Source organism: Pedobacter aquatilis (genome assembly GCF_032678405.1).
In the GTDB taxonomy this organism is placed as follows: domain Bacteria; phylum Bacteroidota; class Bacteroidia; order Sphingobacteriales; family Sphingobacteriaceae; genus Pedobacter; species Pedobacter aquatilis_A.
The window spans coordinates 662329-688203 of the sequence record NZ_JAVTSJ010000001.1 but is presented as its reverse complement, the minus strand read 5'-3'; the positions used below and the strand labels follow the sequence as shown (position 1 = coordinate 688203).

The following is a 25875-nucleotide window of genomic DNA, read 5'->3' as shown; positions in this document are numbered from 1 at the left end:
CTTATCCTTTTTTCTTAAATACAATTTGTTCAGCCTGCTTTTCTACTATTGCTTTAAAAAGGGCTTTTAGATCAAAATATTCTTCCGGAGCATATATTGTTTTATTAATAGTAATTACACTCTTTACCATTAAAGTTTTACCTTCCGAAAGATAAGAAATCGTAAAAGTTCCATTGTCATCTGGTAATTTATATGCAGCACTTTTTGGTAGCTTATCAATCTCATAATCTTCAGGAAAGTTCAATGCTATTCGATATGATTCTTTAATTGGATGAGCGAAGTCGACTGGGAATTTTCTTTCCTCATGCTTAAATATGTTTTCCTTAGTTTTTTCGAAAAGTAAAGGATTAAAATAGACAAGGTTGCCAGCCTCTTCCACATTGTCTTCAATGACTACAGACATAGATTCAGTTAAGGTTTCATCGAGCAGATCCAAATTGTCTATTTTATAGTTGGATAATTCCAATCCATTTTTATCTTTTTTAAAACTTTTTAAGAATTCTATTTCATTATTCGTTTTTCGGTATCTATTTCTTAAGTTTAATGCTGCGTAACCTTTTGAATATTGATTTATTTGCCCTTTAAGCTTGTTTTCTTTGTCGAGGGTTAAATTATAAATAAATGTCTTTTCTTGAGCAAATTCTGGTTCAGTAGAAATCCAATTGCCACTTATATTTTTAAAATCAATTAAAAATCCTTGATGACTTAGGTTTTCAAAATCTATCATGCCAATAGGTAAATCCTGGTCCGTCGCATCCATAAAGTAAGCTCGATTGCCTGTTGATGCTAATGTAATAACATTATCAAATTTTGAGATGATTGGATACCCTGGATGAGCACCATTATCACGCGTACTAAGTAGAACAGGGTATGCGTTAATTTTAGCCTCTTTTAATAAACTAAGAAGTGTGAGGTTGATATCTGCTGATGATCCCGATTTTTTTTCGAATATAATTTTTGGATTAACTACTGAGGTATACTTAGAATAATCATTGTTCCATTTAATATTGTTTTTAACATAATTATAAATCAGTTTAATACAAGCTAAAGTGTCTTTTTCGCCCTTTAGTATGTTAGGTAATACTGTTTTTGCATAGCCGTTTTTGTTTACAAATCCACCAAAGTTCTCATCTAAGGCAAGGCTGTTAATAATTTTGGGCCATGTTCCGGTATAGTCTTGATACATCTGATTTGGAAATCGTGTTGCAAGTAATTCAAACGATATTCTTGGGATGTAATCGTCAATTGTAGTGATAAATGCTTCATCTTTTAGTGCTGGTAAGTTTTCTGCGGTATACTGGTCATGCATTGCATTTGACGATACACCCGTAACATAGCTGGCATTTTCACTCTTATGTAATGTATGATTAACGCTATAATAACCACTTAAATCAGTTTTATAAGATAAATATTCTGGTATACTTACATTGTACTCTGAATACATTGTAGGTATATCGCTTTGAAAACGCCAGCCACGTAGCGTAAATATAAAATCTGATTTGATTTTATATTTAAATTCTATGATTGACCCTTCTTTTACATTTGGCAAAGCAAATTTTTTAAACACATAATTTTTATTAAACTCTTCGGTAAATTTTGCATCTTTATTAAGCTTGCTAACAACCATTTTTCCATCAACCAGATTATAGGTAGCAGCATCCATGTAATTTAAATCTTCTTTAGCAGAATTACTGTTCTTGTAAAGCTCAATTTTGAAATTGGCAAGATCATAACCATTCTTAGTCAGAATTTTATAACGTATGTGTCTTTCAAAAACATATATAAAACTGCCCGATGCAGGACTTAGTTCGAAATAACAATCTCCAACATCAAAAAGCTTTATAGCTGCGGCTGAAGAATCTTGTCCTGTTGCCTTGATATCAAATTCTGAAGGAGAAATTTTGCCAAATTTGAATTCTTTTTTTACAGTTTGCTTTGTTTGGGCAATAAGGTTTGTTGCACATGTGCATAGCACAAGGCAAAACAATGTGAGAACGTTTTTACGCATGAATTTTTTAGTTGTTTGGTTATAACAATAATAAAAACATTCTTTGATATTTAAAATTAAATGTAAGATTTAATTTACAGAAAAGAGCTTGGCTGAACATAATATTAAATGCCTCTTCCATTTGTCAGCAAAGCTTAATATTTAACCATTTTCAGCCTTACACTTTTATTTTCCTGGTTTTTTTGTATCTTTGCCTGGCAAATAATAAATCGTAATTTATTTGCTATGCAACTCGACTCCACAAAATTTATTGCTACAGGTTTAACTTATGACGACGTACTTTTAGTACCCGCATATTCTGAAATTCTACCTCGTGATGTAAATACAGCCACTTTTCTAACGAAAAAAATCAAGCTTAACGTTCCATTGATTTCTGCAGCGATGGATACTGTAACTGAAGCTGAACTTGCTATTGCCATTGCACAAAATGGCGGTATTGGTATGTTACACAAAAACATGACGATTGAGCGACAAGCCAACGAAGTTCGCAAGGTAAAACGTTCAGAAAGTGGCATGATTCAAGACCCGGTTACATTACTAGAAACTGCGGTAGTTGCCGATGCTTTCAAAATTATGAAAGAGCACAGAATCGGTGGTATTCCTGTTGTAAGCAGCGATAATAAATTGGTTGGTATTATTACAAACCGAGATTTACGTTTCCAGAAAAACATGTCAAGACCTATTGCAGAGGTAATGACTAAGGAAAATCTGATTACAGCACCTGAAGGTACTAACCTTGTACAGGCTGAAGAAATCCTTCAAAATCATAAAATAGAGAAATTACCAGTAGTATCTAAAGATGGTTACCTGAGTGGTCTAATTACGTTTAAAGATATTTCGAAAGTTAAAAATTATCCTGTAGCGTGTAAGGATGAACGTGGTCGTTTACGTGTAGGCGCAGCCGTTGGCGTAACTGCTGATACTTTATTACGTGTTGACGCTTTGGTAGCTGCTGGTGTTGATGTAATTACCATTGATACGGCCCATGGCCATTCTAAAGGTGTAGTTGATAAATTAAAGGAAGTTAAAGCAAAATATCCTGAATTACAGGTTATCGTTGGAAATATTGCTACCGGAGCTGCTGCAAAATTTTTAGCAGAAGCTGGTGCCGATGCGGTTAAAGTTGGTATTGGACCGGGTTCAATTTGTACTACCCGAATTATTGCCGGTGTTGGTGTACCGCAATTATATGCTGTTTACGAATGCGCTAAAGCATTAAAAGGAACTGGCGTACCGGTTATTGCCGATGGTGGTATTAAACATACCGGCGATATTGCAAAAGCAATCGCATCCGGAGCGAGTACAGTAATGGCGGGATCATTATTTGCAGGAGTTGAAGAATCACCAGGTGAAACCATTATTTACGAAGGACGTAAATTTAAGTCTTATCGCGGAATGGGATCTATCGAAGCAATGGAACAAGGTTCAAAAGACCGTTATTTCCAGGATGTTGAAGATGATATTAAAAAATTAGTTCCTGAAGGTATTGTAGGGCGTGTGCCGTTTAAAGGTACTTTGGCCGAAGTGATGTACCAATACATAGGTGGTTTACGTGCCAGTATGGGCTATTGTGGCGCTGCAAATATCGAAGCTTTACAAGAAGCACAATTTGTTCAAATTACAGCTGCAGGTATGCGTGAAAGTCATCCACATGATATCACGATTACTAAAGAGGCACCTAATTATACAAGATAATCTGCAACATTTAATCAAGAAAGATTATTAATCTCATTTAATATGGTCTGGTAAGCTTTAACGCTCATTTAGACCTCAAAAAAATTTAAACGGAGCATCATTATTGATAGCTCCGTTTTTTATTGCGATGGTGGGTGTTTCAATTTCAGCCATTTCTTGTCTGATAAGATTTTACTTTATCTCTTGAAATAAAATAATGAAACAAAATTTCTACGCCAATACGCATTTGTTTAGCAAATAACCACGCTTTCAATCATACCAGAAAATAATTATGCAAAATAAAATTTGGCAAGTGTCTTTTTTTAATATATTTGTCGACAAAATCCATAGAATTAATATATTTTAAAATGAAACATTGCATTAATAACCATTTAAATAGCTGTTGTTGCTTCCTTTATTCACAAAATAAAGCATTCCGAACGCGGCCATAATCTAAAAAATCTAACCCAAATACATTAATTTAATCATGAAACGAAATATACTAATCATATTTTTTTTAACCCTTTCTGCCAGCTCAGTATTCGCTCAAAGTATAGTAACTGGTATAGTGAAAGGTGCAAATAACACAACAATACCCGGAGCAACAATTACAATAAGGGGAAGCAAAATTGCAACTGTTACTGATGCAAACGGTGCGTTTACTATCGACGCTAAACAAGAACCGCCATTTTATATTCGTGTGAGCTATGTTGGCTACAAACCTCAGGATTTTCAGATTTTGAAACTTCAGGAAGCGCCTTTGGAATTGGTTCTAGTAGAAGATACGCAGCTTGATGAAATTGTAGTAACTTCGAGAAGGCGTTCGGAGGTATTACAGGATGTGCCAATCCCAATAACCGTTATTGGTGGTCAGGCTGCCGAGAATGCAGGTGCTTTTAATGTTAATCGTTTAAAGGAGTTAGTACCATCAGTACAATTATATGCTTCAAACGCCAGGAATACAACACTTAATATCCGTGGTTTAGGTTCTACATTTGGTTTAACCAATGACGGTATAGATCCTGGAGTAGGTTTTTATGTTGATGGCGTTTATCACGCTCGTCCAGCGGCTACCTCAACCGATTTTCTTGATATTGACCAAATAGAAGTGCTTCGTGGTCCTCAAGGAACCTTGTTCGGAAAAAATACCACTGCAGGGGCTTTTAACATTACCACAACCAAGCCAAGCCAAACACCAAGTGCGAAAGTTGAAATGAGTGTTGGAAATTATAACTTCCTGCAAGCTAAAACATCTGTATCTGGTGGAGTTGCTAAAAATCTTGCCGCTAAAATATCCATTTCGGGCACACAGCGTGACGGAACCATCTGGAATACAAGGGAAGAACGTAGGTACAGTGGTCAAAATAACCTGGGTTTTAAAGGGCAGCTGTATTTTACACCATCTGATAAGTTGAAAATATTACTAAGTGGCGATGTAAGTGTTCAACATCCGGCAGGTTATCCTTTGGTAATTGCAGGCGTTACACAAACAGAAAGAAGCGCTTATCGCCAATACGCCAGAATTGTTTCTGATTTAGGCTATCAGCAACCTAAAATCGATCCTTTCTCAAGGGAAATAAATACAAATACACCGTGGAGACATAATCAATCGATAGGAGGTGTTTCTGTAAATGTTGATTATAAAATCGGTAACGGAACATTAACATCGACAACGGCATGGAGATTCTGGAACTGGGACCCTACAAACGACCGGGATTTTTCGGAGCTGGCAGCTTTGACAAAATCGCAGGGCAACTCGCGTCATGATCAGTATTCTCAGGAAATCAGGTATGCAGGTAATATCAGCGAGAAATTAAGTGGCGTAATCGGTGTTTTTGCCTTAAGCCAGAATTTAAAAGGCTTAGATCAAACGGAAGAAGTTGGTAAAGACCAGTGGAGATTTGTACAAACCAGTAATACCGGGTCGCAGGCACTATATTCTACACCTGGTTTGTTGGATGGTTTTGGCATTAAAACTAACTCTGTTATCAAGTCGTTAAGTACAGCAGTTTTTGGTCAGGTAGATTGGGAAGTTGTTAAAAATCTGCATGTATTACCAGGTTTAAGGTTTACCTACGATAAAAAAGATGTTGATTATAACAGGACTACCTACGGAGGTTTGCAAACCACTGATGCGGCGCTTCTGGCACTTAAAGCTGCGGTTTACAGTAATCAGCAATTTAATACTAGTGTAACTAACAATAACTTGTCAGGAAATATTACGCTTTCCTATCGCCCGACACCTAAGTTAAATGTTTACGGAATTTTCTCTACGGCTTATAAACCGGTTGGTGTTAACGTAGGTGGCTTGCCAACGACTTCGACAGGTGCAGCAGATTTATCTGTAGCCGTGGTAAAACCAGAATACGTTGAACATTATGAGTTAGGCCTTAAAACTAAGCCATTCAAAGGTACAATTTTAAACGTTACAGCTTTCAATACCGACATTAAAGATTACCAAACTAATGTGCAATCGCCTCAATTGGGTGTAAACAGAGGCTATCTGGCAAACGCAGAAAAGGTAAATGTTAAAGGATTGGAAATTGATGGAACATATCAGTTAGAAAGATTCTTGACCTTGAATGCGGCATTAGCTTACCTCGATGGAAAATATGTAACCTTTACCAATGCACCGTTACCTTTAGAAGAAACTGGTCATACCGAAACCATTAATGGAGTAGCAACACAGGTTGCTTTTAAAGATGCATCTGGCGGAAGACTTCCGGGCATTTCTAAGTGGAATATCTCAGGTGGTTCAGAGTTTAGCACTCCGGGGAGTTTAGCCACAAAACCTGGCCGCTATTTTATTGCGGGCGATGCGAGCTACCGTTCTACTTATTCTTCAAATCCTACACCCTCAGCGGTGTTAAATGTTCAGGGTTATGCCTTATTTAATGCACGTTTAGGGTTTAAATCAGAGAAATTTTCGGTTTTTGTGTGGAGCAGAAACCTTACAAATAAAAACTATTATGAGCAATTGCAGGCTGCAGCAGGCAATTCAGGCTTGTATGCCGGTGTACTTGGCGACCCAAGGACTTACGGTGCAACATTCCGCTACAGTTTTTAAATTAAGCGCTTAATCTTTTCTCTCTTATATTTGGTTGAAAGGTGTCGGATTTATCCGGCACTTTTTGTTTTATAAAGCAGTGTAGAACTTTGTTAGAATGATTATTATATACTTAAAAAGATTGGGTCAAAGCTGTTTTTTCCAAATATTAAAGTTAAAATTAATTTTTGTGCAACATTATAGTTTACAGCACAACGATAAAAGCTTAACTTCGGTAAATTTTTAATAAATGAATAAGCTTAAAGCAGTTTGTGTTTATTGTGGTTCCAATTTTAATGGCGATCCAAAACTAAGACAGGCAATTAAAGAACTGGCAGAAAAACTAGTTGGTGAAGGAATAAGGCTGGTTTATGGTGTTGGAAGTGTAGGCGTAATGGGAGTGCTTGCGAATGATGTTTTAGAATCTGGAGGATTGGTTACTGGTGTAATTCCACAGTTTTTGATGGATAAAGAAGTTGGTCATAAGGGTGTTACCGAAATGATTGTAACTGAAAATATGCACCAGCGGAAACAGAAGATGGCCGATTTAAGTGATGGTTTTGTAATTCTTCCCGGTGGATTTGGTACGCTTGAAGAGTTTTTTGAAGTACTTACCTGGTTGCAATTAGGCCTACACAATAAACCAATCGGCGTATTAAATGTAAATGGTTTTTACGATCCATTGTTTGAACAAATGGAGATGATGGTCCAAAGTAAATTTTTAAAACCGGCTAACCGCGATTTGGTTTATAATGAAGCTGTTGCTTCATCGCTGATTGATAAAATGGATAGCTTTTCTGCAATGCCTGATGAAGTTTGGTTCAGGGAAAGAAATTTAACTTAATCGAATAACTAAAAAAGATAAACAATTTTCAAACCGTTAATTTGTAAAGAAATTGACGATAAAAATAAATAACAATGCAAATTATTACTTCTCACGCAGAATTTGAACAACATTTAGGAAAAGAGCTGGGAGTTTCTTCCTGGCATACCATTACGCAAGAGCAAATCAATAAATTTGCTGATGCAACACTCGATTTTCAATGGATTCACACCGATGAAGAAAAAGCTAAAAATGAAGGTCCATTCGGCTCAACTATTGCACATGGCTATTTAACACTTTCATTAATTCCATACCTGTGGAAAGAAATTGTTGATATCAGAAACCTGAAAATGGAAATTAACTATGGAATTGAAAGTTTGAGATTTGCCCAACCGGTAACTGTAAACAGCAAAATCAGGTTAAAGGCTAAACTTGCTTCAATTGTTAATTTACGTGGCGTTACTAAAGTAAATATGGGCATCGAAATGGAAATAGAGGGGCAAAAAAAAGCTGCATTTACGGGAGAAGTTGTTTTTCTATACCACTTCATCACCACATAAAATAAAATACCCTATAAGATAATCAGTATGCAACCTATACTGATTATCTTATAGGGTACTGTTAATCTTTTATAAACTTCTTTTTGATGAAACCGCCAAGCGACTCATCCTCCAGGTCTTCCAGCGTACTTAGTTCTAACTCCAATGCTTTTGTGCTGATTTGAATTTCTATTAATGATATGACTAGTGAAACCATAAAAAATATCAGGCTTGAAGCAAAAAGAATTTCCGCTACAACATTCCATTCCAGGTAAATAAAAAACATACAGAACAGGCAAAGGCAAAAGCTTAAAACACCAAAGGCTTGCATATTCTTAATTAATTTTAGCCGATAACGCAGGTTTTTGATCTGGTTCTGTAACCCAATGTTTTTTTCGCCTTCCTCATACTTTGCTTTTAAACTTCTAACCAGTGCCGCCAAAGCCAGAAAGCGATTGGTGTAAGCCAGCATAATCAGGCTGATTGCGGGAAATAGTAGTGCAGGAATGTTTACCGTTAACTCCATTCGATAAGGTTTAAATCAAAAATATTATTTTAAACTGATATTTGCTTATTTAACTGCAAAGCGGGCCTTTTTTCTTATTTTTTTGCTGATGAATAGTGCAGTAGACCAGAAACCGATTTAGTCTCCATATTTTTTCTAAAAATAACTTTAAATTGCCTTTATGAATATCGAATTCAATAAAAACGAGGATATAAATAAGCAGTTGGTTTATGAATTAAATACAAAGCTTAAGAAAATCTATCAGGGTGGAGGCGAAAAAAATGCAGCCAAACAAAAAGAAAAAGGAAAGCTGCTGGCCAGGGAAAGAATTGCCTATTTAACTGATAAAGGCTCCGATTTTTTGGAAATTGGTGCTTTTACAGCAGACGGAATGTATGCAGAACAAGGCGGTTGCCCATCTGCTGGGGTAGTTTGTGGCATTGGTTATGTAAGCGGCCGTCAGTGTATGATTGTAGCTAACGATGCTACCGTTAAAGCAGGTGCATGGTTCCCAATGACCGCCAAAAAGAATCTCCGTGCCCAGGAAATTGCAATGGAGAACCGTTTACCTGTAATTTATCTGGTTGATAGTGCGGGTGTTTACCTACCCATGCAAGATGAGATTTTTCCCGATAAAGAGCATTTTGGAAGGATGTTCAGAAATAATGCTATCATGTCATCGGAAGGAATTGTACAAATTTCGGCGATTATGGGGGCCTGTGTTGCGGGAGGCGCTTACCTTCCGATTATGAGCGATGAGGCAATGATTGTTGATAAAACTGGCTCTGTGTTTTTAGCAGGTTCTTATCTGGTGAAATCAGCTATTGGTGAAGAAGTTGACAATGAAACTTTAGGCGGTGCTACAACACATTGCGAAATATCGGGTGTTACGGATTATAAGCACCCCAACGATGAAGCTTGTCTTGATAGTATCCGAAATATTATGGCCATGCTTGGAAGCCCTCAGAATGCTGGATTTGATAGGATAACTCCAGTAAAACCAAAAGAAAAAGAAGAGGAACTTTATGGGATTTTGCCCGAAAATCGTGATAAACAATATGAAATAATGGCTATTATTAACCGATTGGTTGATAAATCTGAATTTGAAGAATACAAACAAGGTTACGGCCAAAGTATTGTTTGTGGCTTAGGCCGGATTGATGGTTGGGCAGTAGGCATTGTGGCTAATCAACGTAAAGTGGTTAAATCAAAGAAAGGCGAAATGCAGTTTGGCGGTGTAATTTATTCTGATAGTGCAGATAAGGCCAGCCGATTCATTATGAATTGCAATCAAAAGAAAATTCCACTGGTTTTTTTACAGGATGTTACCGGTTTTATGGTTGGAAGTCGCTCGGAGCATGGAGGAATTATCAAAGATGGTGCAAAAATGGTTAATGCGGTAGCCAATTCTGTTGTGCCAAAATTTACCATCGTAATCGGTAATTCGTATGGTGCAGGTAATTACGCCATGTGTGGTAAAGCTTACGACCCCAGGTTAATTTATGCCTGGCCAAGTGCAAAAATTGCAGTAATGGGTGGGGCACAAGCTGCTAAAACGCTCTTGCAAATTCAGGAGGCATCATTAAAAGCAAAGGGAGAGCTGGTAACACCAGAAAAACAAGCTGAACTTTTAAAAGAAATTACCGGTAAATACGATAGCCAGACAACACCTTACTATGCTGCTTCAAGATTATGGGTTGATGGTATTATCGATCCGCTTGAAACACGAAAAGTAATTTCAATGGGTATTGAAGCTGCAAATCAATCGCCCATAACCAAAAAGTTTAATGTTGGTATTATCCAGACATAGCCATTTTATCCATGAGAATCCTTTCACTAATTATTGTATTGGTACTTTCACAAGTGAACCTTTTTGCTCAAAACGTTCACAAACTTCACGGGGAAGCCATAGTTGTGGATACGCATGGCGATATCCTTTTCAATCAGATTAAATCTGGGATTGATGTTGGAAAAGAGCAACGTGTCGGTAATTTCGATTTGATCCGGGCAAAACGTGGTGGCCTTGATGTTCAGTTTTTTTCCATCTGGTGCGATGAAACAGGTGGATTTGCCTTAGCAAACCGTGAAATAGATTCGCTTTACAGCCTGATTAAGAGATATCCGGACAAAATACAATTGGTAAATAATGCTAGCGATTTAGAAAAAACAGTTAAACAGCATAAATTGGCTGCTCTTATAGGTGTTGAAGGAGGCCACATGATTGAAAATCGTTTAGATTATATCGATAGTCTGGCTAAACGGGGTATGGCTTACCTCACGCTAACCTGGAACAACAGCACACCCTGGTCGAGCTCGGCTGCAGATGAAACATCGGGTAAAGTGAGGACTGAAAATGCTGGTTTAAATAGCTTTGGAAAACAAGTGGTACAACGTTTAAATAAGTTAGGTGTTATGGTAGATTTATCACATGTTGGTGAGAAAACTTTTTACGATGCCATCGCGGCAAGCTCAAAGCCCGTAATTGTTTCTCATAGTTGTGCTTACAGTTTAAATCCTGTAGCCAGAAATTTAAAAGATGAACAGCTAAAGGCTATTGGAAAAAACGGAGGCGTTGTTTGTGTTAATTTTTACAGCGGATTTTTAGATTCGACATTTAATAACAAACAGAAATTGTTTTTTGCAAAATACGATGCGGAGTTAAAATCGCTTTCAGCAAAATATGGGAGAAGTAATGCTATTGATACGCTTATTTCGAATCATAGGGCAGATGCCGATGCTACACGTCCATCAGTCTCTTTATTGGTTAAACACATTAATCATATTGTTAAATTAATTGGGGTAAATCATGTTGGATTAGGTGCCGATTTTGATGGAGCAGAGTCTTTTCCAAAAGGAATAAACAGCGTAGCTGATTACCCTAAAATTACCCAGGAATTGATTAAAAACGGTTATTCGGAAATGGATATTAAGAAGATTCTTGGAGCTAACGTTATCCGATTAATTAGGGAAAATAAAGGTAGTTAGTGGTTGCTTTAAGCACCTAAAATATTTCGTATATTTAAACATTATTTTAATGACAACTATCAAAAATGAATTACGAGATATCATTATCGGCAATGGACCAACTGGCGAAACAAGCAAACTCAAAAAAACACAAAATTTCCTTAGAAGAAATGAGAAAGCAAGCCGAAAATTTAAAAAACAAGAGTACCTCAAAAGTGAAGAGGAAATAGGTTTAATCTCTTTTGCGAAGAAAGAGAATTTATTCTATCACGGCGAGATATCTGAAAAGGAATTCATTTGTGCGGGAGCGGAACAAAGGGTTTATCGCTATGATGATTTTAGCGTAATCAAATTAAATGATGCTGTTTTTTATGAATATTGGTTAGATTACTTCAATAGTTTACTGATTCATAATTATTTCTTCCAGTCAACAACTTATGCATTTCTTGGGTTTAAAATAGTTAATGATGAACTTTTTGCAGTCGTTAAGCAGGATTTTATTATTGCTAACGAGATTACTGATTTGAATACAGTAAGAAAATTTCTTTCGTTCAATAACTTTATGAATAATAGAAATAATGATTATGTGAATCTTCAATTAGGAATTATTTTTGAAGACTTGCATGATGAAAATGTTCTCACAAACAACGGAATTATTTATTTTGTTGACACTATCTTCTACCTGATGAAAAGTTTTTATGAATAACCGATTAGCATTGTTTTCAGTTGTTAATAAGTAAACTATGTTGACAATGCCTACTTGCCAGCAAATATTTAAAGCATTAAATTTGCTTTTCAATTAATGAATTTCAAACACACAATATAATGTCACAAGAAAACGAACACGTACAGTGTTTAATTATAGGTTCTGGTCCGGCGGGTTATACAGCAGCAATTTATGCTGCCAGAGCAGATTTAAAGCCAATTATGTACACTGGTATGCAAGCTGGTGGGCAGTTAACGCAAACTACTGATGTAGAAAATTTCCCAGGTTATCCGCAAGGAATCATGGGACCTGAGATGATGGAAGATTTCCGCAAACAGGCTGAGCGTTTTGGAACCGATATCCGTTTTGGGTATGTAAGTTCTGTCGATTTTTCATCAGCTCCCCATAAGGTTGTGGTTGATGAAATTAAAACCATTACTGCCGATACAGTTATTATTGCTACAGGAGCAACAGCAAAATGGTTGGGTTTACCTAGTGAGCAACAATACAACGGTTTTGGTGTTTCAGCTTGTGCAGTTTGTGATGGTTTCTTTTTCAAAGGCCAGGACGTAGCCATTGTTGGCGCTGGCGACACTGCGGCTGAAGAGGCTACCTATTTAGCTAAACTCTGTAAAACGGTTCATTTATTGGTTCGTCGCGATGAATTCAGAGCATCGAAAGCAATGGTAAGCCGTGTTTTGGCAACGCCAAATATCATCGTTCATTACAATACCGAAACGCAGGAAATTTTGGGTAATGGTAAAAATGTTACAGCCGTAAAGGTTATCGATAATAAAAGCAACATTACTTCGGAAATACCTGTTGAAGGTTTCTTCGTTGCAATTGGCCATAAACCAAATACCGATATTTTCAAGGGTCAGTTAAATATGGATGAAACCGGTTATTTGTTAACTAAACCAGGTTCATCATTAACTAATGTAGAAGGTGTTTTCGCGTGTGGCGATGTACAGGATATGTACTACCGCCAGGCGGTTACCGCTGCAGGTTCAGGTTGTATGGCCGCTTTGGATGCTGAAAGGTATCTGGCAGCTAAAGAACACGCTGTAGAAGCTTAAGCATTATAGATCTTATTTTAAAATCTCCCTGATTAATTTCCGGGAGATTTTTTTTGCTGTTAAATCTATAAAAACAAACGTTTGTTACTAATTGTAACAGAAAAGTGAGGTTTTGGGTTTGTCAGAATATCTATCTTAGGTTAATTTATATAAATACATTATCCAAATCTCAACCCAATCATGAACAAAGCATTATCGATTTTTATTGGCGTATTAATCAGCACCAATGTCTTTGCACAGAGTGATATCAATTTAGGTATCATTCCGGCACCTGTATCTGTTACCAGGGCAAATGGCACTTTTATATTAGATAAGACAACTGTTTTAATAAATCAAAGCATTGATGGCGCAAAATCTGCTGATTTATTGAATGCATTTATTGTAACCAAAGCTGGTTTTGCTCTACGTGAAGCCAAAGTTGCACAGCCAAACCAGAAAAGTATTTTGCTAACATCCGCTGGAGCAGATAAATTGCCCGCCGAAGGTTATACCATTAAGGTTACCCCAAATCAGGTAATCATTAACGGTAAAGGTGCAGGGTTATTTTATGCAGTACAGTCGGCCATGCAAATGATGTCTGATAAAAGTGCCGAAAAAATAACTATTCCTGCTGTAGATATTAATGATTATCCTCGTTTTGCTTATCGTGGAACAATGCTTGATGTTTGCCGCCATTTTTTTCCTATATCCTTTATCAAAAAGTACATCGATCAGCTTGCTTACTACAAAATAAACACTTTTCACTGGCATTTAACTGATGATCAGGGTTGGAGACTGGAAATTAAAAAATACCCTAAATTAACCACCGTAGGTTCGAGCAGAAACGGGTCTATTATTGGGAATTATCCAGGAAACGGAAATTATTTAACTGAAGTAAAAGGCTTTTATACCCAGGATGAGGCAAAGGAGATTGTGAAATATGCTGCAGAGCGATTTATTACTGTTATTCCGGAGATTGAATTGCCAGGACATGCTTCTGCGGCAATAGCAGCATATCCGGAATTAAGTTGCTTTCCTGACAGAGATACTTTTGTGAGCGATAAAACACCGTGGGCCGGAAGTAAAAAAGGAAAACAGGTACAACAAACCTGGGGCGTTTTTGATGATATTTTTGTGCCTTCAGAGAACACATTCACTTTTCTCAATAATATCCTTGATGAAGTTATCGCTATTTTTCCTTCGAAATACATTCATATTGGTGGCGATGAGGCACCAAAAACGTACTGGAAGGAATCGCCTTTTTGCCAGGCTTTAATGAAAGAAAAAGGTTTGAAAGATGAGCATGAGTTGCAAAGTTATTTTATTCAAACCATCGAAAAACACGTTAATGGGAAAGGCCGTTCGATTATTGGTTGGGATGAAATTTTAGAAGGCGGTTTAGCACCAAATGCAACCGTTATGAGTTGGAGAGGAGAGGCTGGTGGAATTGCAGCTGCTCAGCAAAATCACGATGTAATTATGACACCAGGTTCTATGGGCTTATACATCGATCATAAACAATCCAATTCTCCTGATGAACCGGTAACAATTGGTGGCTTTGCACCTTATCAGAAAATTTATGCTTACGATCCGGTTCCTAAGGTATTAACCGCAGATCAGCGTAAATATATTAAAGGTGTTCAAGCAAATTTGTGGACAGAATACATTAAAACGCCTGAAAAAGCAGAAAATCATGCATTTCCCCGTTTATTGGCTTTATCAGAAATTGCATGGTCGCCGGTTGACCGTAAGGATTTGAAAAACTTTTCTGAAGAGCGTTTACCAGTGCATTTGGCTCGTTTGGATAAAAAGAATATTAATCTCTGGGTGCCAACACCAATTGGACAGAGCGATAAGCCACTTTCGGGTGGAGATTTTACCATTGATTTAAAAGTGCCAATTAAAGGTGGAAAAATTTATTATTCTTTAGATGGCTCACGTCCTTCTGAAAACGCATTTTTATACACTTCACCTGTAAAAGTAATTGTCCCTCAGGGAGAAAAAAGAGTTCTTAGAACAATTGTTATAGCGCCGAGTGGCAGAAGGAGTGTAACAACCGAAACCATTTTAAATAACGGTGCCCCAGATGTTAAAACTGAGGCTAAGAAATAAAATACTTTGTTTAAAAAGCTAAAATCATTATTTTGGGACTAGAAAAAACTCCCAAACATAAATGAACATCCATAATTATAAACTACAGCATCTCTTGTTAATTGCAGGGATGCTGTTTTGTTTTGCATGCACCGAAGAAAAACCTGCAGAGGTAAAAATTGAAGCGCCTAAAGTTGAGAAAAATCCTTTTCGTTTTTATAAGGATATCGAAGTGAAGCCAGGATTGAATTTTGAATTGGTAAGTTGGGGTAAAGGTGCCGATTCCATTGGAGGCTATCAGATTCTGATGTCTGATTCGGTAAAGCATAACTACCGTTCAACTGCTGTAGAACGTAACGGAATTATAACCGATGCTTGGAACATGGATTTGGATAATGATGGAAACCCTGAACTCTATATTCAGTTATTAAGTAAGAAAAATATTTTCGATTTAAATGTGTTTGAATATTCAGGTGGTAATTTCAATAAAATTAGTTTTCCTTCCTTAACAACAAACCAAAAGAAAGGTTATACAGGTAATGATAAGTTCTTTATAAAAAATGGCGACCTTTTTCGGTCATTTCCGGTAAAGGATGAAACAGACTCAACGAAAACAATAACGAAAACATATCAGTATAAGTTAAGTGGAAATAGCTTTTCTGCGAGCGAAGTGAAATAAATTTTAACAATAATAACCTGAAATGAAAAGTTGTATTTCTGAAGGTTAAGGTGAAACAGTTAAATGCAAGAGGAAAATCAGAAATTTTCGGTTCGGGCCAGAATTAAAAGCTTTAAATATGCTTTTAACGGATTAATCTTATTCTTTAAAAGTGAGCATAATGCACGAATACATCTTCTGGCTGCGGTTTTTGCCATCGCACTTTCAATTTATTTAAAACTATCATATTTAGAATGGATAGCTATATTGGTTGTCATCTCAGTTGTGTTTATTGCTGAACTATTAAATTCATCCATAGAAAAACTTGCGGATATCGTATCTCCTGAAATTCATCCGAAAATAAAAATTATAAAAGATTTAGCAGCTGGTGCAGTTCTGGTGGCGGCTTTTTTAGCCATAGCGGTAGCTGGATTTATTTTCCTCCCGAAACTATTTTGAGTTACTTGCCGCTCTCGATTCTTCCATTTTATCGCTGATAATTTCATCCCACCTTGCCTGCATCCGGTGATTACTCCCATGTTCGGTTTCTTCATCATAATTCTTTTGCATGGTATCGAAATAATTGCTTATTTCATTGGCTAGTTGGGAAATCTGTGCCTTGTAATTTTTAACTGAATAATTCCTGTTTTTTAATACCCTGTCTGCTTCAAGGTATAAAATGTACTGAATGTTCACATGTCCTTGTTCATGGTGCAAAAGGTTTTGTCTAGCTTCTTCCGTTTTAACTTTATCAAATTTAACCCATGAGCGGTTTTTATCAATGCTGATTTCGTTTTGCAATTTTATTTCAACACGGTTCCTGTAAATAGTAGAAGCATAACTGTACCTCCATGTCATGGCAGTTAGCGCATAATAAGGTGAATTGTTATCTGGCTTACCTTTAAAATGTATATTCCAGTCTAACTGTTCAGGTTCATCCCTAGCTGGATTGAAAGACAGGAGCGGAAAGGCAATTAAAAACGAAAGGGTTATCAGCAGGCTTCTCATAGTTTGAAAGCTATTGAAAAAACCGTGCCTAAATTACTCTACTCCTGAAAACTGCCCACTAATTCGTTCAAATTTTTCAATTAGCAAAGCTATTCGTTCTTTTTCTCTTTTGATGACGGCTTTTCTTAAAATTGTAGAACAAAAAAGCATCCAAAGTACAGTAAAACTTATTGCAAATATTCTTTGAATCGTTGTTAAATAAGTGAAGATTTCAAGGAAATAAAAAATAATTCCTAATGATAAAGCAAATGCGTAAACCCAGAAAAGGGAATTATATATTTTATATCGGTTTACCTGATAAGTTTTTAAATTTTTCAGGTATTCATTTGGATGAACGGTGAAATCGTTTTTAGCAATTAGTCTATGATCGCGGTAAAGTACAATTGTACTGGAAAGAATGGCTACCATGACGATTGTAATTCCTACATAGGTAGTCCATGATTCGAAATGCATAAATATTAATAATGCCGCAATAGCTACAAACGAAGCAAGCATGCCTAAAATATTTAAAGCAGACCTTAATTTTAAACCATTAACCTCTTTTTTAGCTTGTTGCAGCATTTCATCAGCAGAAACTTTAACTTCTACCTCGTGCTTTTGCCACAACTCCTGTATTTGATCAAACGCTTGCATACTGGTTATATAGTTCTGTTAATTTTTGTTTAATACGGTGAATTTTTACCCTTAAATTGCCTTCACTTATTCCTGAGATATCAGCAATTTCATGGTATGGTAATTCATCTAAAACCATAGTAATTATTAAGCGGTCGTTTTCTTCAAGCTTTGAGATACAGGTGTACAACAAAGCAACCTGTTCGTTCTTTTCTGAAAATTCTTCAATTTTATTTTCAATTATATTGTCGGTCAGTTCATCTTTTGCCTGACGTTTTTCAGAGCGTAAATAGGTTAAGCAGGTATTAACAGCTATTCTGTAAATCCAGGTTGATATTAAAGATTTGTTCCTAAACTTATCCAGATTTTGCCATACTTTTAAAAAAGTTTCCTGCAAAAGGTCGTTAGCCGCGTCGGTATCACCTGTATAACCATAACATAAATGGAATATCTTTTTGGAATTCGAATCGAAGATTTGCTTAAATAACTTGTCTTTTTGTTCCATTTAAAGGGTTAAGATTGTTTTTTAGATAGTTTGTAATGTTTTTTGTTACAGCGAAAATCAAAAATAAACGAATTTTTCTTTTCGTGAAAAATCAAAATTTGTTACAAGCGGTAAATATCGTAGTTTTACCAAATTATTAGCGCCACAAACTTAATTATTCATGAAGAAAAACAAACTCACGCTTTTTATTTTTATAGCGCTGGTTGCAGGTATTGCTTTAGGCTACATTTTAAATGTTAATTCCATTAATGTTTACAACCAGAATATCCTAACTGCTGATGCTAAAGTTAAAAGTATCGAAGTAAATATTGCAAAAACTACCGATACAACTACTGCCGTTTTTGCGCAGCTAAAAGCTGATAAAAAGGCTAACGCAAAAATTAAAAAAGAGAACGAAGAAATTCGTGAAAAAAAACTTGAATATTTTACACTACTGAGCGATATTTTTCTTCGCCTGATAAAAATGATCGTTGCGCCTTTGGTGTTTACAACACTTGTTGTGGGTGTAGCTAAGGTGGGAGATATCAAAGCCGTGGGACGAATTGGCGGGAAAACTTTAGGCTGGTTTATCGCAATGTCGCTGATGTCGCTGGTACTTGGGTTAATTCTTGTAAATCTTTTCGAGCCAGGTAAACACATGAAGCTAACACTTCCTGATCAGCTTGTAAATACGGGAATTCAAAAAACGGCTATGAGTGTTAAAGATTTTATTGCGCATGTGTTTCCGAAAAGTATAGCCGAATCAATGGCCACGAATGAAATTCTCCAAATTGTTGTGTTCTCACTATTTTTTGGCGTAGCTACCGCTGCAATTGGTGATTTAGGACAAATTGTAATAAAAGCCTTCGATGCCATTGCACACGTAATTTTAAAAATGACAGGTTACGTAATGAATTTTGCACCACTTGCAGTTTTTGGTGCCATGACCGCTATAGTGGCAAAACAGGGTTTAAACGTACTGAATACCTACGCTATATTTATCGGCGAATTCTATTTTGGATTAGCCATTCTGTGGGCAGTACTTATTTTTCTGGGCTTTTTAATTTTAAAGAAAAGGATTTTTCGTTTAGTAAATGATATGAAAGAACCAGCTGTTTTGGCATTTAGTACCGCCAGCAGCGAGGCCGCATATCCTAAAACCATGATGCTTTTAGAGCGTTTCGGTTGTAAGGACAAAATTGTAAGTTTTGTATTGCCACTTGGCTATTCCTTCAATCTTGATGGTTCTATGATGTACATGACTTTTGCTTCATTGTTTATCGCACAGGCTTATGGCATTCACTTGGGGTTCGAACAGCAAATTTCGATGCTTTTAATCCTGATGCTTACCAGTAAAGGAATCGCCGGTGTACCAAGAGCATCACTAGTTGTAATTGCCGGAACAATAGCCAGTTTTAACATTCCTGAAGCGGGTTTGGCATTGTTAATTGGTATCGATCCATTATTGGATATGGGCCGTTCTGCAACAAATGTTGTAGGTAACAGCATTGCAACCGCTGTAGTAAGTAAATGGGAGGGCGAGCTTAAAGAAATTCAGGAAGCATAAGTTAATCAACATTTAATCATTCAATAATTAATAAGTAAAGTGTCAAGTAAAGGGAAAAAGATATTTTTAGCGCTAACTATCATCGTTCCGATGGTTATCTATTGTTACATCTACTATAAACCGATTATTCAGAACGCACCTTTTCGTAAAAACGATTTTGTATCTATGGATTACAAATGGGGTGTTAAAGATACGTTGGAAAATGAATATAATTCTGCTGATAGCTCATACCGCTATGTAAACAGCCGCGATTCTGTTATCCGTAAAAAAGTAGGTTTGAAAAGTGATGATATTTTGTATATCCACAGTAAAGCCAATGAACTTGGGTTATGGAATTTTCCAGATACAATTGGTAAAAAAAGCGCTAAATCGATGACAGTACCGCGTTACGATATGTTTTTCAAATACAAAGAAAAGAATAAGCACGTGGTAATTTATGGCGATTTTGATGGAAATCCGAAGCTTTTGGATGCAGCCATGCAAATGAGAAAAATTATAGAAGAAACTATAAATCAGGCAGAGAAAAGAAGCTGTAAATAAAGCTTTTCTTTCCTGGTACAGCTTTTAAGGCTTTAATAAAATGCTAATGATTAGCGTTTTATTAAAGCCTTTTTCTTTTTAGTAAATTTCGTATATTTACGATATATTCGTAATAAATGGAAAAGTTAACATTACAGGAAGAGGAGGCAATGCTTGCCGTTTGGCAAACCGGAAAAGGTTTTATAAAAGATTTTATGGATGCACTGCCCGAACCTAAACCTCCTTATACAACACTTGCTTCTACCATAAAAAATCTCGAACGCAAGGGCTATTTAATGAGCGAAAGGTTTGCAAATGCCAACCGTTATAGTGCAAAAATTAAAGAAGCCGACTATAAGAAACGGTTTATGAATGGTTTTGTAAATAACTATTTCAAAAGTTCTTATAAAGAGCTTGTGGCATTTTTTGCCAAAGATAAAAAGATTAGTGCTGAAGAATTAAAAGAGATAATTAACCTGATCGAAAACCCTGAAAAGTAAAGTTATGCCACATTTCTTTATTGTTTTGTTCAAAATAAACCTTGTTTTAATACTGTTTGCTGCCGCATATTACCTTGTTCTGCGAAAGCTTACTTTTTATGTGTTAAACCGTGTTTTTCTTTTATTTGGGATCCTGTTTTCAACAATTTATCCTTTTATAAACCTGACTGAGTTTTTTACCAGTAATGAATCGCTGCCTGCATTTGTTCCAGGATTGAACCAGAATGTAAAGGCGCTTATTCAGTTTGATGCAGTTTCTTTCTTGTGGCAGGTTTTAACATTTTTGTTTTATGCCGGTGTTGTTTTTATGGCCTCAAGGTTAGTGCTTCAGTTTATTTCCTTGCATAGAATACATAAAAATTCTCATCCGGGGATAATTGATCGTAATAAAGTTAGGATTCTTAAGGATGAGGTGAGCCCTTTTTCGTTCTGGCAAACCATCTACATTAATCCTGCACTACATACAAAGACTGATTTGAACAGTATTATAGAACATGAAAAAGTGCATGTTGAAGAATGGCATACAATCGATATCATTCTTTCAGAATTAAGCCTCGTTTTTCATTGGTTTAATCCCGGTGTGTGGTTAATGAAAAAGGCTGTTCGGGAAAACATCGAATTTATTACCGATGCGAAAATTTTAAAAGGAGGAATAGATAAAAAAGCATACCAGTACAGCTTATTGGGTGTTGGAACTTTACAATCGTCAGTAGCTATTGTAAATAATTTTAACCTTTCTGATCTGAAAAAAAGGATTCTGATGATGAATGTAAAGCGCTCATCAAAGGTGAATTTAACAAGGTACATTTTTTTATTACCTGTTTTGCTTTGCCTTACACTTGCCTTTACCGTTGACAAAAAAGATGTTAAAGAAAAAATTGCCGTTATTAAACAGGTTTTAATAGCCGATGAAAAGGATGATAAGCCCTTACTTGAAATAGCTGGTGTGCCTAAAAAATCAACGGTAAAAAAAGTAAAAGTCAAAACCAGTCAGGTTTCCGATAGTGCTATTCGGGTTATAAATATGATCCGGGCAATTTCAATGCCTGCGGATTCTTTACGTTTGGTTTCCGCAGTTTCAGATCGGGCAAAACCTGTTTTTATTGAAGATAGTAAACACAGCAGCGAAGATTTGGTGTTGAAGTTAAAAGGAGTAGTAAAAGGCATTCAGCTGAGTGAAACAAAATCACCCGAAAAGGAAGATAAAAAACTTGCAGAAGTGGTGGTTATTGGTTACGCCCGTAAAGCAGCTAATGATGCTGATAAAAAAGTAAGATTCAGGGCAATTAACCCCGACAGTGTAAATACGAACCTAAAAAGAGGTTATGTTATTGTGAATGGAGAATTTATGGATAAGGAAAAGTTAAATACAATTGACCCTAATTCGATAAAAACCATTACAGTTGTGGGTAAACCGCTTAAGCAATAGAAATATAAAAAGGCTCTTAAATAATTTTTAAGAGCCTTTTCTTTAAAAATTAAAAGTTGCTTTTACCATTGCTACTCTACCCGGAATGTAGTAAGTTCCTGATGTGAATGAATTAACAGAAATAAAATTCGCTTCAAATTTTTTAACGTTTGCAATGTTGGTTAAGCTGAACTCAAGGTCTGTTTTAAGTTTCAGGAATTTATATCTAAGGTTACAATCCGCAAAAATGTAGTTTAAATCAGGTTGTGCAACTTGCCTGGTGAAAATATGCTCTGCAGAAACCGTCATGAATAAGCTTTTGAATAATGTAGCAGTAATGGAAGATTGCTGTCTTAACTGTTTGTTCTTCGTTTCGACGGCTGCTGCTAGTTCAGATTTGCTTTTGCTTAACGCAAATGTTGCGTTGTACGACCAGTTCATGAAATTGGTGACCTTGGCATCGAAACCTCCCTTATAATTAGTACTTATCGAATTAAAAGGTAACAATTCGTTATTTTGTAATTGGTCGAATTTTGTTTGACTGTAGCCTGTACCTGCATTTATCGTAGTTCTTAAAGAAAAAAGATATTTGCTTGCTGATGCACTAAAGCTAAGGCTTTTAACATCATTGCTAAGTGGTAATACGATTCGTTCCTGAATTGAATTCGTTAAGTTGTAAGATGAAATAGTGTTTCTCGTACTGTTTGTATAACTGATATTGGCATTGAAAAATATCATCTGTATGGCTCTTTTATAACTGAAGCCCAGGTTTGCAGATTGCGTTTTGCGTTCGGAAATTGGTGCATCATTAGAAAACAGTGTACGATAATTTTTTAGAATTGTTCCCCGATATACATCGTCAATGCCTCCCAGATCATTTTTAAAACTGTAGTTGGCCGTGATGTAATGCTCTATGCCCGTTTGGTATTTAAGGTTCAGCATAGGGTTAACAAAGAATTTATTCATGTTCCTGTTAAGGTTTTTACCAGCGTCGTCATAGCTGATGTAGTTATAACTCAACGGTAAACTCAATGTTGCTTTAAATTTTGAACTATTGTAATCGTAAATTGCATCAGTGTATAACTTCATTTTAAGCCAATCCAAACTGTTTGTCATGTTTTCGGAAACGAGCGCACTATTTCCATTGTTTTGGCTAAGGTATAATTCAGAATTTAATTCCTGTTGCTGAACATTAAAGCCCACCTTATAACTTTGCGTAAAGGCATTGTTTACAAAGGCAAATGAAGTGTAATTGTTAGTATACCAGGTTGGTAACTTAACATATTGGGTTAATCCGGCATATGGATTTCCATTGTTCAGCAAATCTTCATTTAAACCAGGGTTAATATTCAGGGTTTCGGGCTGTGTTGTCCGGTTTAAGTAAGAATACAAAAGAAAATTATTTCCCGATTTTAACTTTTTCCGGTAGTTCAGCTCATTCGATAAATCAAAAGTAGACTGTTGCAAGGATTGATTTGCGGCAATTCCATTCGTTATTACATAAGAGTTTGTATTGGTAGGACTATAATTCATCATCAGCACATTGTTCAGGTAATATTTTTCGGCGTTACCGGTAAGCTGAAGCTTTGTTTGCAGTTTTTGCGGTTTTAACGTGTTTTCCTGTGCTTCTGTATAGCTGATGGTTTCATTCTGCAGGTAGGTTTCCGATAGCTTATTATATTGCTGTACTCGTTTATCGTACAGGTAGGCAATATTCGCTTTTACCTGTAACTCGTCATTGAATTTATACAAGTTATTCAGGTTAATTAATCCAGCTTTGTTAAACAAGGTACGCGATTGGGGCAGGGTAGGCACGCCTGCCGCTCCCGCAGAAAGAAAGCTTGAAGGCTTGTCATTATCAAGGCGTTTTAAATAATCATCCAGGTTAAATGATGTTAAGTCAATTCCGGGGTCGATACCAATGTTATTGCCTTTAAGGTTGTTTAGGAATTTAATTTTTTTCTTAAACAACATGGCGTTTGCGTTTCCGTCAAACCGATCAGGTGTACCAAGGCCAACTTTAACATCGCCCATAACCTTTAGTTTCGCTTCATCTTTAATAACCAGGTTTAGCGCCACATCCTCACTCATGTTGTTTTTTTGCAACATTTTAATGGGTTGGTCTTTTTCTATCACCTGTACTTTTTCTACGGCTCCTTGTGGAATACTTTTGGTACCTATCGCATATTTATCATCTAAAACATTATCACCATCAATGTACAGCGCCGAAATTGGTTTGCCATTATAATTCACTTTCCCATTTTCTTCAACGGTTATCCCTGGCATTTTCTTAATTACGTCACCGATTGAACGGTCTTGCTTGTCTGCAAAATCTGAAGTTTTATAATCCAGGGTATCGCCTTTTAAGGTTAAAGTTGGTCTGTTTTTAACAACAACCGTTTTTAAGCTTATATCACTTTCAGTCATAACAATCTGGTAAAACTTATTTATATCCGACAGTTTGATGGTTTGTTTTTCAAAACCAACAGATGTTGCTTCGATACTTATGTTCTTCTCATCGGTAAGCTGCCTGATTATAAATTCACCTTTGTCATTGCTCCTAGTAAAACTTAGAATATTGCCCTCGGCATCTTTAAGGTTAACATTTGCCGATGGGATGGCTACGCCCTTTGTATCCTTTAAAACACCTTTGATCTGTTTCTGCCCATAGGCAGAAACGAGACCGGTTAAAAATATGGATATGAAAATTATGGCTATTCTCATTATTGTTCAGCTAATTCGATTGGGTTGTTTATTTCGGTTTTCGGTTGAGTGGATGAACCTGTTGCAGTAGCTTTCATCGAATAGCCGGTTACTTGTATGCCTGAAACCCTGCCAGCCATCTGGGCATTCATAAAACCCATTGGGTCTTTCTTTGACGCCTCTTTTAATTTTTCCAGTTCCTTTCTCGTCGTTTTGATGGCGTCAGCAGGTAAGCTGATTTCAGCACCCATGTACTCGTTAGGGTTTTCAGAAGAAGAACCAGCGCCTGAAACGCTAACAACGCTAATTACCGTTCCGGTTTGTCCCACCCTTGGTTCTTTGTTTTCATTAGTTTTTTCAATTTCTACCGAGGGGTCTACTTTTTGAATACCCGCAAAAAGGAACTGAACATCTTTTTTATCATCATAGGCTTCAATAATCAAACCTGGTAAGCCGCTCAATTTCCATGGGCCACTTTGAAAAGGTAGTTCTGCCGCAAACCAGGCAATCCAGTTTCTTCCTTTAAAGGTTGCCGTTGCTTTCTGGCATTTAATGCCAGAAAAACTAGCGGTATCTTTACTTATTTTCCAATTCAACTGAGGTGTAGGTTCTTCTACTAAATAATTGTTGATAAGTCGTTCTTTAGTAAAAGACTTACGCTCGTTTATAAAGCTGAAATAATCAACCGGATTAGTCTTTTTGATACCTCTTCCATCTAATTTTAAGGTTTGGTTAGGTGATTCTGATTGCGCTTTTACGGCTTCTTCAATCATCTTTCTTCTAATGGCTGCTTGTGTAATTTTGTCGTAACTGGTGTAAACCGAAGCATTTTTACCGATTACCAGTATCATATTTTCGGTGTAAGGCTGGTCTCTGTGGTTGGTATCCTGAACGTGGATGAAATTATAGCTTACCCTCAATAGGGCTTTGTCGGCTTTTTGCGCATTTGCAACAATGGTACAAGCTAAAAGAAATAAGATAAGATAGTTTGTTTTCATAATTTTG

22 protein-coding genes are annotated in these 25875 nt (G+C 36.4%); 15 read left to right on the top strand and 7 right to left on the bottom strand.

The window, feature by feature from the left end; translation table 11 throughout:
* Position 1: 1 nt before the first annotated feature.
* Entirely contained in the window at positions 2-2008 is a 2007-nt protein-coding gene (locus R2R71_RS02955; protein ID WP_316829753.1) for a DUF3858 domain-containing protein, read from the bottom strand.
* Positions 2009-2233: 225 nt separating this feature from the next.
* On the opposite strand from R2R71_RS02955, the gene guaB reads away from it, so the two are divergent.
* From guaB to R2R71_RS02935, 4 genes are all read left to right on the top strand, one after another.
* Positions 2234-3703 carry an IMP dehydrogenase gene (guaB, locus tag R2R71_RS02950; RefSeq protein WP_316829752.1) on the top strand — a complete coding sequence of 490 codons (1470 nt, stop codon included), beginning with the start codon at positions 2234-2236 and terminating at the stop codon, positions 3701-3703.
* A gap of 466 nt (positions 3704-4169) precedes the next feature.
* On the top strand, positions 4170-6749 hold the full coding sequence (locus tag R2R71_RS02945; RefSeq protein WP_316829751.1) for a TonB-dependent receptor: 2580 nt from the start codon (positions 4170-4172) through the stop codon (positions 6747-6749).
* A gap of 229 nt (positions 6750-6978) precedes the next feature.
* Positions 6979-7572 carry a TIGR00730 family Rossman fold protein gene (locus R2R71_RS02940; RefSeq protein ID WP_316829750.1) on the top strand — a complete coding sequence of 198 codons (594 nt, stop codon included), beginning with the start codon at positions 6979-6981 and terminating at the stop codon, positions 7570-7572.
* Between the two features lie 74 nt (positions 7573-7646).
* Positions 7647-8111 carry a MaoC family dehydratase gene (locus R2R71_RS02935; protein ID WP_316829749.1) on the top strand — a complete coding sequence of 155 codons (465 nt, stop codon included), beginning with the start codon at positions 7647-7649 and terminating at the stop codon, positions 8109-8111.
* A gap of 61 nt (positions 8112-8172) precedes the next feature.
* Here R2R71_RS02935 and R2R71_RS02930 read toward each other — a convergent pair whose 3' ends face one another.
* Positions 8173-8616, bottom strand: coding sequence for a DUF2721 domain-containing protein (locus tag R2R71_RS02930; RefSeq protein ID WP_316829748.1), 444 nt, complete (start codon positions 8614-8616; stop codon positions 8173-8175).
* Positions 8617-8776: 160 nt separating this feature from the next.
* On the opposite strand from R2R71_RS02930, the gene R2R71_RS02925 reads away from it, so the two are divergent.
* From R2R71_RS02925 to R2R71_RS02895, 7 genes are all read left to right on the top strand, one after another.
* Positions 8777-10405 (top strand): acyl-CoA carboxylase subunit beta, encoded by a 1629-nt coding sequence (locus tag R2R71_RS02925; protein WP_316829747.1) that lies wholly within the window; start codon positions 8777-8779, stop codon positions 10403-10405.
* Positions 10406-10416: 11 nt separating this feature from the next.
* Complete coding sequence (locus R2R71_RS02920) at positions 10417-11580, top strand: dipeptidase (RefSeq protein WP_316829746.1); 1164 nt, start codon at positions 10417-10419, stop codon at positions 11578-11580.
* Between the two features lie 49 nt (positions 11581-11629).
* Entirely contained in the window at positions 11630-12265 is a 636-nt protein-coding gene (locus tag R2R71_RS02915; protein ID WP_316829745.1) for a hypothetical protein, read from the top strand.
* A 119-nt stretch (positions 12266-12384) separates the two neighbouring features.
* A complete protein-coding gene (gene trxB / locus R2R71_RS02910; protein WP_316829744.1) occupies positions 12385-13341 on the top strand; it encodes a thioredoxin-disulfide reductase in 957 nt (318 codons plus the stop codon).
* 180 nt (positions 13342-13521) lie between these two features.
* Positions 13522-15432: a beta-N-acetylhexosaminidase gene (locus R2R71_RS02905; RefSeq protein WP_316829743.1), complete on the top strand. Its 1911-nt coding sequence runs from the start codon at positions 13522-13524 to the stop codon at positions 15430-15432.
* A gap of 61 nt (positions 15433-15493) precedes the next feature.
* A complete protein-coding gene (locus tag R2R71_RS02900; protein ID WP_316829742.1) occupies positions 15494-16090 on the top strand; it encodes a hypothetical protein in 597 nt (198 codons plus the stop codon).
* A gap of 63 nt (positions 16091-16153) precedes the next feature.
* Positions 16154-16528, top strand: coding sequence for a diacylglycerol kinase family protein (locus R2R71_RS02895; protein WP_316829741.1), 375 nt, complete (start codon positions 16154-16156; stop codon positions 16526-16528).
* Here R2R71_RS02895 and R2R71_RS02890 read toward each other — a convergent pair.
* The 3 genes from R2R71_RS02890 to R2R71_RS02880 are packed head-to-tail and all read right to left on the bottom strand — an operon-like array spanning position 16520 to position 18194.
* Entirely contained in the window at positions 16520-17077 is a 558-nt protein-coding gene (locus R2R71_RS02890; RefSeq protein ID WP_316829740.1) for a DUF922 domain-containing protein, read from the bottom strand. The genes R2R71_RS02895 and R2R71_RS02890 overlap by 9 nt on opposite strands.
* Positions 17078-17110: 33 nt before the next feature.
* On the bottom strand, positions 17111-17710 hold the full coding sequence (locus R2R71_RS02885) for a hypothetical protein (protein ID WP_316829739.1): 600 nt from the start codon (positions 17708-17710) through the stop codon (positions 17111-17113).
* Positions 17697-18194, bottom strand: a complete 498-nt coding sequence (locus R2R71_RS02880) for an RNA polymerase sigma factor (protein WP_138821654.1) — start codon at positions 18192-18194, stop codon at positions 17697-17699. The genes R2R71_RS02885 and R2R71_RS02880 overlap by 14 nt, the downstream gene beginning before the upstream one ends.
* 160 nt (positions 18195-18354) lie before the next feature.
* Here R2R71_RS02880 and R2R71_RS02875 point away from each other — a divergent pair, with 160 nt between their 5' ends.
* The 4 genes from R2R71_RS02875 (at position 18355) to R2R71_RS02860 (ending at position 22188) form a co-directional block, all read left to right on the top strand.
* On the top strand, positions 18355-19740 hold the full coding sequence (locus tag R2R71_RS02875) for a dicarboxylate/amino acid:cation symporter (RefSeq protein ID WP_316829738.1): 1386 nt from the start codon (positions 18355-18357) through the stop codon (positions 19738-19740).
* Positions 19741-19830: 90 nt separating this feature from the next.
* Positions 19831-20280: a hypothetical protein gene (locus R2R71_RS02870; RefSeq protein WP_316829737.1), complete on the top strand. Its 450-nt coding sequence runs from the start codon at positions 19831-19833 to the stop codon at positions 20278-20280.
* A gap of 116 nt (positions 20281-20396) precedes the next feature.
* On the top strand, positions 20397-20759 hold the full coding sequence (locus R2R71_RS02865) for a BlaI/MecI/CopY family transcriptional regulator (protein ID WP_316829736.1): 363 nt from the start codon (positions 20397-20399) through the stop codon (positions 20757-20759).
* A gap of 4 nt (positions 20760-20763) precedes the next feature.
* Positions 20764-22188, top strand: coding sequence for a M56 family metallopeptidase (locus tag R2R71_RS02860; protein WP_316829735.1), 1425 nt, complete (start codon positions 20764-20766; stop codon positions 22186-22188).
* A gap of 42 nt (positions 22189-22230) precedes the next feature.
* Here the strand turns inward: R2R71_RS02860 and R2R71_RS02855 are convergent, their stop codons facing one another.
* Together R2R71_RS02855 and R2R71_RS02850 are read right to left on the bottom strand one after the other, a co-directional pair.
* The gene (locus R2R71_RS02855; protein ID WP_316829734.1) at positions 22231-24891 is read right to left on the bottom strand and encodes a carboxypeptidase-like regulatory domain-containing protein; all 2661 of its coding nucleotides are present in this window, start codon (positions 24889-24891) and stop codon (positions 22231-22233) included.
* Positions 24891-25868 (bottom strand): GLPGLI family protein, encoded by a 978-nt coding sequence (locus tag R2R71_RS02850; protein WP_316829733.1) that lies wholly within the window; start codon positions 25866-25868, stop codon positions 24891-24893. The genes R2R71_RS02855 and R2R71_RS02850 overlap by 1 nt, the downstream gene beginning before the upstream one ends.
* Positions 25869-25875 lie beyond the last annotated feature (7 nt).

What these genes read in the sequence shown, in the direction of transcription:
- R2R71_RS02945 (WP_316829751.1), top strand. Translation starts at nt 4,170, where the DNA reads ATGAAACGAAATATACTAATCATATTTTTTTTAACCCTTTCTGCCAGC.
- R2R71_RS02915 (WP_316829745.1), top strand. Translation starts at nt 11,630, where the DNA reads ATGACAACTATCAAAAATGAATTACGAGATATCATTATCGGCAATGGA.
- R2R71_RS02925 (WP_316829747.1), top strand. Translation starts at nt 8,777, where the DNA reads ATGAATATCGAATTCAATAAAAACGAGGATATAAATAAGCAGTTGGTT.
- R2R71_RS02850 (WP_316829733.1), bottom strand. Translation starts at nt 25,868, where the DNA reads ATGAAAACAAACTATCTTATCTTATTTCTTTTAGCTTGTACCATTGTT.
- R2R71_RS02870 (WP_316829737.1), top strand. Translation starts at nt 19,831, where the DNA reads ATGGTTATCTATTGTTACATCTACTATAAACCGATTATTCAGAACGCA.
- R2R71_RS02855 (WP_316829734.1), bottom strand. Translation starts at nt 24,891, where the DNA reads ATGAGAATAGCCATAATTTTCATATCCATATTTTTAACCGGTCTCGTT.
- R2R71_RS02860 (WP_316829735.1), top strand. Translation starts at nt 20,764, where the DNA reads ATGCCACATTTCTTTATTGTTTTGTTCAAAATAAACCTTGTTTTAATA.
- R2R71_RS02955 (WP_316829753.1), bottom strand. Translation starts at nt 2,008, where the DNA reads ATGCGTAAAAACGTTCTCACATTGTTTTGCCTTGTGCTATGCACATGT.
- R2R71_RS02890 (WP_316829740.1), bottom strand. Translation starts at nt 17,077, where the DNA reads ATGAGAAGCCTGCTGATAACCCTTTCGTTTTTAATTGCCTTTCCGCTC.
- R2R71_RS02885 (WP_316829739.1), bottom strand. Translation starts at nt 17,710, where the DNA reads ATGCAAGCGTTTGATCAAATACAGGAGTTGTGGCAAAAGCACGAGGTA.
- R2R71_RS02875 (WP_316829738.1), top strand. Translation starts at nt 18,355, where the DNA reads ATGAAGAAAAACAAACTCACGCTTTTTATTTTTATAGCGCTGGTTGCA.
- R2R71_RS02880 (WP_138821654.1), bottom strand. Translation starts at nt 18,194, where the DNA reads ATGGAACAAAAAGACAAGTTATTTAAGCAAATCTTCGATTCGAATTCC.
- R2R71_RS02905 (WP_316829743.1), top strand. Translation starts at nt 13,522, where the DNA reads ATGAACAAAGCATTATCGATTTTTATTGGCGTATTAATCAGCACCAAT.
- R2R71_RS02935 (WP_316829749.1), top strand. Translation starts at nt 7,647, where the DNA reads ATGCAAATTATTACTTCTCACGCAGAATTTGAACAACATTTAGGAAAA.
- R2R71_RS02940 (WP_316829750.1), top strand. Translation starts at nt 6,979, where the DNA reads ATGAATAAGCTTAAAGCAGTTTGTGTTTATTGTGGTTCCAATTTTAAT.
- R2R71_RS02930 (WP_316829748.1), bottom strand. Translation starts at nt 8,616, where the DNA reads ATGGAGTTAACGGTAAACATTCCTGCACTACTATTTCCCGCAATCAGC.
- R2R71_RS02865 (WP_316829736.1), top strand. Translation starts at nt 20,397, where the DNA reads ATGGAAAAGTTAACATTACAGGAAGAGGAGGCAATGCTTGCCGTTTGG.
- R2R71_RS02895 (WP_316829741.1), top strand. Translation starts at nt 16,154, where the DNA reads ATGCAAGAGGAAAATCAGAAATTTTCGGTTCGGGCCAGAATTAAAAGC.
- R2R71_RS02900 (WP_316829742.1), top strand. Translation starts at nt 15,494, where the DNA reads ATGAACATCCATAATTATAAACTACAGCATCTCTTGTTAATTGCAGGG.
- guaB (WP_316829752.1), top strand. Translation starts at nt 2,234, where the DNA reads ATGCAACTCGACTCCACAAAATTTATTGCTACAGGTTTAACTTATGAC.
- trxB (WP_316829744.1), top strand. Translation starts at nt 12,385, where the DNA reads ATGTCACAAGAAAACGAACACGTACAGTGTTTAATTATAGGTTCTGGT.
- R2R71_RS02920 (WP_316829746.1), top strand. Translation starts at nt 10,417, where the DNA reads ATGAGAATCCTTTCACTAATTATTGTATTGGTACTTTCACAAGTGAAC.